This window comes from Vibrio sp. Isolate32 (genome assembly GCF_022397955.1).
In the GTDB taxonomy this organism is placed as follows: Bacteria; Pseudomonadota; Gammaproteobacteria; order Enterobacterales; family Vibrionaceae; genus Vibrio.
Genome location: NZ_JAKEUQ010000057.1, coordinates 1 through 7,483, shown reverse-complemented (window position 1 = coordinate 7,483; position 7,483 = coordinate 1). Strand labels below are relative to the sequence as shown.

Genomic DNA, 7,483 nt, shown 5'->3' with positions numbered 1-7,483 from the left:
CCGTACAAAGCCTTGAGAGACATCTGCTTTTTTGAGTTGCTGGCGCTTAGCATAAAACGTCGAGGGATTGAGTTCATTAAGCTTACAAAATGCAAGCGTTGACAATGAACTCGATTCAGACTGCTTGATGAGTGTTTGCCACTCTTGATTAGTGTGTCGTTTTGCCATTTCAAATCTCCTCATGGTTGGAGACTTGATCTTATTCTTCGCGCTAGGCGATTAGAATGCGGGTTTTATGGAGCGCTTACGATCTAACAATGATTTATTCCTCCTCCAACAATCTCACACATGAAAATGTATCATTACATCTCTTTTAAATGTAGTTCATCATTGCCAATACAGAAGGTTTTATTCAAATAAAATATTATATTTTAGTAACTTAAGTCACTTTGATAACGAACAACGGATAAGGCAATGGAAATAACAACATTACATGCTGCCTACACAGTCGGCTCACTATGTTGACGTTACCCAAGACTCGTCTAATAAACTTAGGTATTTAACAAGCCTTAGTAGAGAACTATTTACCTTGTACTAATCACCACCATGGTTCACCGGCGCTCTAACACTTAAGTACTAAATTCAGTTTAATCCAAACAGCATTCTCTAATTAGGTTGGCTCTGTCTCCAAACTCGATGATTCTTTTAGATACAGGGAAAAGCATGTCTGTCTCTCAAGTCGGGATACCCGAACTCGAGATGGAGCGCTTTCTAAAAGGTAACTACCTTGAATACCTAAAGCTTTTACGCTCCAAAGGGTGTTGGCAGCTATTTCCAGAGCAATCACTCGCGAATCACAAAATCGACCCGCTACGTGAGCTCTATCAAGAAGGCGCTCATCGGCACGCCATCGTGAGCTTATCACTATTTGGGCAGCAATGGGACGCTATCGGGTTCTCTAGGTTCAAGCGTTACGACACTCCGATTGAAGAGCGTGATTTGAAGCGAATCAAAATGCTGAGTGATGTTTGGCTCTGTTTTTGGCAACACTCCAAAACGACTAGTAGTGTGACCAGTGATGAAGCCAGTAATATCAATAAGAGTGAAAAACTCTTGTTACTTACAAAAAACAATGCGCTGTACTTACGTAGTTGGAGCAAGGTTACACTGCTAAGCAATGTGCCGACATACTGTTTTTAAGCCCAAGAACGTGAGAATCGCACAAGTATCGAATGTTAGATATCCTCGAACTCGATAACCATACGGAGCTAATACAGTTCGCGCTTCGTAACGGCTTCGGTATAGATAACCCATAAATGTTGATTTCGAAAAAGTAGTACCCGAGCTAGTTAGTCAACACATCAGAACTCAAAACAAAAGTACAAAGCCCTCAAACTTCTGCAGTTTGAGAGCTTTATGATTTTACAGCGGTAATTTAATTCTCATTCGGGTAATAAATTCAATCACCTAAGGCGAATTCAAGATGCTAGATATTCAGGCTTTATTCTCGACATAAGCAACATATCAATGTACTTACCATTTTTAAACGTACTCAATCGCTTAGTACCCTCTAGCTGAAAGCCTACGCGTTCGTACAAAGTAATCGCAGCGTTGTTATCGGCATGAACCTCTAACTCTAGGCGGATGAGGTTTAGCCAATTGTCCGCTTGATTGATGGCTTCTTGCATCAAGGCTTTGCCAACCCCTTTTCCGTGAACATCCGGATGAACGGCAATAGCAAGTCCTGCGCAGTGTCGGTCCCTTACCTTAGTCGTCATAAACAAGGTGATGTGGCCGACGACCTTCTTGGGCGATTCAGCAACTAACGTAAAATGGTCTGAATGACCGAATAGCCCATCCACTTGGTCAGAACTGAGGTATGGTTTTTGTGACGTGTTTGCTGAAATCGAAGGACGGCGATAAATATCGAATAAATCTTGGCTATCCGTTGCTTCTAAATGTCTAATTTGTATATCCAAATCGCTTCCTTAATAAGTTTCAATGTATCGTCTGCATTGCATATTACGGATAGCAGTGAGCAACGGTGTGATACATGTCATTGACGCTGTACTGTTACCTAAACAATAGACAACACAATAGATGTAAAAGATATGTAAGAGGTGTGACAATGTCATGCCCCTTCTCTATTCAAACAATAGATTTTGGCTAGGCACTTTAGGCATGAGGTAGATATTAAATTATACAAACAGTCGGCCGAATATCAGGAACGTGGCCATCGACACCACTTTGGTAAACACCACCACCCAAATACAATCACCAATACTCGAATGCGTTGCCTTCCCAAGTAGAAATACAAACAGTATTAGGCCTAGAACCCAACCCACTGTCGGGATCATAGAAACTAAAGATACGATGATCGCTATCGTTAGAAGAGACTTAAAATCCGCCACCACAAACGACATTTTAGATGCAATGTACATACAACATGCCGTGACTAGCGCATCCATAACAAATGCTAAAGCTTCGATTCCCACGTACTACCCTCACTCTTTTCAATCGAACCGAATAATACATTGAAATTAAAGAAGAAATCTAGGACAACTGTAAAAACATCATCAACACCTGTCCCACAATTGAGATTTAGAGGAGTTTTTCACAATCATTTTCGAGGTTTATTCTTAGGCATTCTCATTTTTATGGCCGAATGAACAAAGTAATAAATTGATGACAAAAGAAAAGAATAAAAAACCACGACAAAGAGCGGAAACAGCCCAGAGACCCCGTTTGCAGGGCTAACACTCCGATTGCAAAATAAAACATCGACACTAATGTATATATTTTAAAATCCACTCACATGACTCATGAACAACACACCTTGTATTCATTCAATCCTTAAGATTAGACAAATTGGCTAGCACACAATTTGAACTCATCGACAATACCAGTAGATCAGCAAAATTTATCCTTAAAAAGGTTTAATAATCCTTTTAGGCCTGTTCCTCTTCACAATCTTCGTTCTTAGCGTAAGCCTACTTGTCGACAACCTTTTCCATCACGAAATTCGTCAGCATTATTCCACGCATATCGACTTGCTGATCATTAACTACTTTAAAACCCATACGCTCATAAAATGGCCTCGCGGTTATACTTACCTCTGAGAAGTATCTTGATATCCCACGAATTTGCCCAATCGTGAACACATGCTCCATCAACGCTCGGCCAACACCTCGCCCCTGATATTCATGATGGCAAAAAAAATGGTCGACTAAACCACTTGGCTGCAGGTCAGTATAGCCAACAACATGACCATCTAATTCAGCGACAAAAGGTTTTAACCCGTCCATACGCTTTTGCCACAACGCAAAGTCAAATCCACTTGGTGCCCAAGCCTCGACTTGCTCTTGAGAATAATCTCGTATATTCACGTTGCGAACCGTGTAGAAAAAGATCTCCCATAGCGCTTTAGCATCATTTTCCTGATAATTTCGAATTCTAACCATACTCTCTTTCCCCAGGGCGACCGCATGAGTGTCTAGTTTTTCACCACCAAACTAAAGCCAGCACTTAATACTGCCTCTAGCATGGACGTATTCATCATGCATCGCTTTTGTTTCCCAACAATGCTTAGCTTAGTTGGCTCTTCCCGGAGCCACTAAGAACCAACATTGAACAGTTCAATTATTGATAAGGCGGAACTCTCCACCTTGCAATACCTGCGCTCGCCTTGAGAAAAGCATCAAGGCGATGTGCTCTTCAAGTTCAAACGTACAATTTACTTAATAAAGTGGCTTCGGGCTTGTTCAACACTCGGGATTTAGTGTTGGCTGCGTAACACCTTAATCCTTATTTGTTGTGTGTGTGAATTCATATAGACCAAACCTGTCTTGAGCACAAATAGACTTACTAATTGTAGGAGTAAGTCAAGTCATCATTGCTGCACTTAATCATATGAACAATACTTACATCGTTGTTTATAATACTATTATTCTCAAAGTAAGTTACATTACATACTAATTCATCACTTAGGTATTCAGTTAAGAATTGTTCATTTATCGGGTTCGAGCTTGGTGCACGAACTTTGAGACCATTGTTTAGAATATAGTAGTAATTTTTCGTACTATCTCTTCCGATATAGCCAGAATCGATGAACTTCAAAGTTGTTGATTTAACATCTATTTTTTCACCTGTTTGTCCAGTAACATCCGCCCACAGCAATACACAAGCTACAAATAGGCAAAATGAGACAATCCGCCCCCTCATTGAAATTTGTGCAAAAACGTCCATACGAGTAGATCCTTCTATATCCTAAGTGCATACGACACTTTGCACACATAGACATAATGCCCCCCAAGAGGTGCTAGCCTACAATTTCGTGGGTTAGCTTAAAGCCAGAGCCATAATTAGTGTGTTCAAACAACTAAATTTGGAGGCTAGCATGAATAACGATAACATAATTTTCATTGGCTTAGATACGCATAAGTCATTTATCCAAGTCGCCGTCTTGCAAGAACAACGCGGGGCTAAACCTGTGCATTTGGGACGGATAAAGTCCAACAAGTCCGCCCTCATTAAACTCGCACAGCAATTGTAATCTAAATACCCGAAAGCCACCCTCCATTTTGTTTACGAGGCTGGTCCTTGTGGATACTGGACATACCGATTGCTCACCAGCCTTGGGCATTGCTGCTGTGTCATCGCCCCTTCCCTTATTCCAAAGAAATCAGGGGATAAAGTCAAAACAGACAGGAGAGATGCAGCAAAACTTGCCAAGCTTTTTAAGGCTGAAGAGCTAACGCCTATTTATGTTCCTGAATCTGAAGACGAGGCGATAAGAGACTTATCAAGGGCTCGAGAAACCGCGATGAAAGACCTTAAAGATGCAAAATTCCAACTCAAAGGCTTCCTTCTACGCAATAATGTACAAGCAACGGTGAATGATAACTGGTCTAAAAAGCATCTACGGTGGCTAACCGACCTCATTCTTCCCCATCACAGCCAACAGATTGTATTGCAAGAGATGATCATAACCATCAGTGAGCGGATGCAAAGATTACAACGGTTGGACAACGAGTTATTACACCAAGTCAAACACTGGCGTTACTACCCTTTTGTCAAAGCCATCCAGGCCATGCCGGGGGTGCGACTCCTTGTTGCTCTCGGCACCATTGCCGAGCTAGGCGAATTACGTCGCTTAGACCATCCCAGAAAACTTATGGCTTATGTTGGCCTCGTACCGACTGAAAGCTCCAGTGGCGGAAAAACAAAACGAGGGAGCCTAACCAAATGCGGAAACAGTCGAGCACGAGGGTTGCTCGTTGAAGGCGCACATACCTAGAAGCACAAAGCGAACATCTCCGTCGAACTGCAACTGCGACAAGAAGGACTGCCCAAAGAAATTGTCGAGATTGCTTGGCAACGATTATGTCGCCGCTATCGCAAGAGAAATGATCGCGTATATCTGGGCTATCGCGAGAGAAGTAGTCGTTAGCGCAGTCTATCCAAAAACACGGATTGCAAGGCTGCCTGCATGAGAAACGAATTAGTGTTAACGCATAGGATGGATCATCACACCGACGGCGTTAAGATGGCAATAAATCTCGTGCTTTATTGAACCTCGAGCATAGACTGAAGACAGGTGCCACGACGAAATAAGTAAGGTAGGCGCTGCTCATCTCGCTATGAGTAATCCACGTATATCAGCATGACAACCGACGAAATCACTTATGCTTTAATATCAATGACTTTAATTTCTGTCGTTTAGCCCATTCTTCTGAGGCATCCCACATTGTTAAACCTGTGGCATTGTTAATCCAATTCATGAAATCACGATCAAACTTAAAATTTTCGCCAAATTTTGATTTGAAATATCTGCGTACATTCTGAGTCGTTTTATAGCTATCTGTAATTATTGTGCTGTCATCAATATGATTTTTATGCCAATCAACCTTATCCATGGTTTTGAAACCTCCTTTTGTATAGACATAATGCCCCCCACGAGGTGCTAGCCTCCAATATCGTGGGTTAGCTAAAAGCCAGAGCCATAATTAGTGCGTTAAACAACTAAATTTGGAGGCTAGCATGAGTAAAGATAGCATAATTTTCATTGGCTTAGATACGCATAAGTCATTTATTCAAGTCGCTGTTTTACAAGAACATCGAGGGGCAAACCCACAACAGTTAGGCCATATTAAATCCAATAAGGCCGCGCTAATTAAATTGGCCAAGCAACTGCAATCCAAATATCCCAAAGCCACTCTGCACTTTGTTTATGAAGCAGGACCATGCGGTTACTGGACTTATCGTTTGATTACGAGCATGGGACACTGCTGCGATGTCGTCGCTCCATCACTGATACCGAAGAAGCCAGGTGATAGAGTTAAAACCGACAAAAGAGACGCCGTAAAGCTCGCCAAACTTTTAAAAGCCGAAGAGATTACACCCATCTATGTTCCGGAAGCCGAGGATGAAGCCATTCGAGACCTCTCACGTGCCAGAGAAACGGCCATGAAAGATCTCAAAGGCGCAAAGTTCCAACTCAAAGGCTTTCTTCTTCGTAATAATGTCCAAGCTACGGTGAATGATAACTGGTCTAAAAAGCATCTACGGTGGCTCACTGACCTCATTCTTCCTCATCATAGTCAACAAATCGTATTACAAGAGATGATCATTACGATCAATGAACGGATACAACGCCTTCAACGACTCGATAATGAACTGCTCCATCAAGCCAAAAACTGGCGATATTATCCTGTAGTAAAAGCCATACAAGCGATGCGTGGAGTGAGTTTACTCGTAGCTCTCGGTACCATCGCTGAACTGGGTGACTTACGGCGGTTCGACCATCCAAGAAAACTTATGGCTTACCTTGGACTTGTTCAACACTCGGGATTTAGTGTTGGCTGCGCAACACCTTAATCCTTATTTGTTGTGGCGATTTACTTTAGACTTGCTTGGATTATCAATAACTCAATTTCATTATCCGATGTATTAACCAAACCATGGGTGCCAAAACGTTTATTAACTATCATATCTCCTGAAGCAACTTTTCTATCCTCTCCTTCAATGGTCATAGTGCCTTCACCTTTCAAAATGATATACATTTCTTCATCATCTCCGTGAGTATGCTCACCCATAGAGCTTCCAGGTGGCATAACGACACGGATGGCAAAATCCCAAGCACCATCGAAATCTTTACGTCTGAATGCACGATAGATATCTATTGAACCTTCTCCATCGTGGCTATTTTCGTCGACTTCTTTATCGCAAGTGTAGAAATTACGTATCATCTTTTCCGAATTCCTCTTTGAATATTTTCCGCAGCTCTACTGAGCGCCATAACGAATGACATGGATTCCCCCTCCCGAGGATCTGCCACACTTAAGTGGTCAATATTACAACTGGAGGCAACATGTCTAATCTTTCTTATTGCGGTATCGACCTCGCCAAAAATCACTTCAGTGTCCATGCTATTGACCAGCATGGCAAAGTCATTCTTCACAAGAATGTCACACGCTCTAAGTTACTTAATACCATAGCAAAACTGCCTCCTATGCGTATAGGGTTAGAAGCTTGCGGTGGTGCT

Annotated in this window: 6 protein-coding genes and 6 pseudogenes; 4 read left to right on the top strand and 8 right to left on the bottom strand. The window is 42.0% G+C overall.

Features of this window, described 5'->3' with window-relative positions:
* A pseudogene (locus tag L1D11_RS22815) lies at nt 1-168 on the bottom strand (IS66 family insertion sequence element accessory protein TnpB); the annotation flags it as partial.
* A gap of 438 nt (nt 169-606) precedes the next feature.
* Here L1D11_RS22815 and L1D11_RS22045 point away from each other — a divergent pair.
* Nucleotides 607-1,256, top strand: a pseudogene (locus tag L1D11_RS22045) (LuxR C-terminal-related transcriptional regulator); the annotation flags it as partial.
* 162 nt (nt 1,257-1,418) lie between these two features.
* Here L1D11_RS22045 and L1D11_RS22040 read toward each other — a convergent pair.
* From L1D11_RS22040 to L1D11_RS22020, 5 genes and pseudogenes are all read right to left on the bottom strand, one after another.
* Nucleotides 1,419-1,919: a GNAT family N-acetyltransferase gene (locus L1D11_RS22040; RefSeq protein ID WP_239834472.1), complete on the bottom strand. Its 501-nt coding sequence runs from the start codon at nt 1,917-1,919 to the stop codon at nt 1,419-1,421.
* Nucleotides 1,920-2,138: 219 nt separating this feature from the next.
* Nucleotides 2,139-2,435: a hypothetical protein gene (locus tag L1D11_RS22035; RefSeq protein WP_239834470.1), complete on the bottom strand. Its 297-nt coding sequence runs from the start codon at nt 2,433-2,435 to the stop codon at nt 2,139-2,141.
* A 495-nt stretch (nt 2,436-2,930) separates the two neighbouring features.
* Complete coding sequence (locus tag L1D11_RS22030; protein ID WP_239834468.1) at nt 2,931-3,401, bottom strand: GNAT family N-acetyltransferase; 471 nt, start codon at nt 3,399-3,401, stop codon at nt 2,931-2,933.
* Between the two features lie 32 nt (nt 3,402-3,433).
* A pseudogene (locus tag L1D11_RS22025) lies at nt 3,434-3,550 on the bottom strand (ISAs1 family transposase); the annotation flags it as partial.
* A 254-nt stretch (nt 3,551-3,804) separates the two neighbouring features.
* Entirely contained in the window at nt 3,805-4,185 is a 381-nt protein-coding gene (locus L1D11_RS22020; protein WP_239834467.1) for a hypothetical protein, read from the bottom strand.
* 151 nt (nt 4,186-4,336) lie between these two features.
* Between L1D11_RS22020 and L1D11_RS22015 the strand changes: the two are divergent.
* Nucleotides 4,337-5,432 (top strand): annotated as a pseudogene (locus L1D11_RS22015) (IS110 family transposase).
* Nucleotides 5,433-5,618: 186 nt separating this feature from the next.
* Here L1D11_RS22015 and L1D11_RS22010 read toward each other — a convergent pair.
* Nucleotides 5,619-5,855 (bottom strand): DUF6434 domain-containing protein, encoded by a 237-nt coding sequence (locus L1D11_RS22010; protein WP_239834465.1) that lies wholly within the window; start codon nt 5,853-5,855, stop codon nt 5,619-5,621.
* A gap of 124 nt (nt 5,856-5,979) precedes the next feature.
* On the opposite strand from L1D11_RS22010, the pseudogene L1D11_RS22005 reads away from it, so the two are divergent.
* Nucleotides 5,980-6,777, top strand: a pseudogene (locus tag L1D11_RS22005) (IS110 family transposase); the annotation flags it as partial.
* Between the two features lie 59 nt (nt 6,778-6,836).
* On the opposite strand, the gene L1D11_RS22000 reads toward L1D11_RS22005, so the two are convergent.
* On the bottom strand, nt 6,837-7,187 hold the full coding sequence (locus L1D11_RS22000; protein WP_038483440.1) for a cupin domain-containing protein: 351 nt from the start codon (nt 7,185-7,187) through the stop codon (nt 6,837-6,839).
* Between the two features lie 122 nt (nt 7,188-7,309).
* Here L1D11_RS22000 and L1D11_RS21995 point away from each other — a divergent pair.
* Nucleotides 7,310-7,483 (top strand): annotated as a pseudogene (locus tag L1D11_RS21995) (IS110 family transposase); the annotation flags it as partial.

Bases quoted from the DNA above. Each gene is read 5' to 3' on its own strand.
- L1D11_RS22030 (WP_239834468.1), bottom strand. From the start codon at position 3,401: ATGGTTAGAATTCGAAATTATCAGGAAAATGATGCTAAAGCGCTATGG.
- L1D11_RS22020 (WP_239834467.1), bottom strand. From the start codon at position 4,185: ATGGACGTTTTTGCACAAATTTCAATGAGGGGGCGGATTGTCTCATTT.
- L1D11_RS22010 (WP_239834465.1), bottom strand. From the start codon at position 5,855: ATGGATAAGGTTGATTGGCATAAAAATCATATTGATGACAGCACAATA.
- L1D11_RS22000 (WP_038483440.1), bottom strand. From the start codon at position 7,187: ATGATACGTAATTTCTACACTTGCGATAAAGAAGTCGACGAAAATAGC.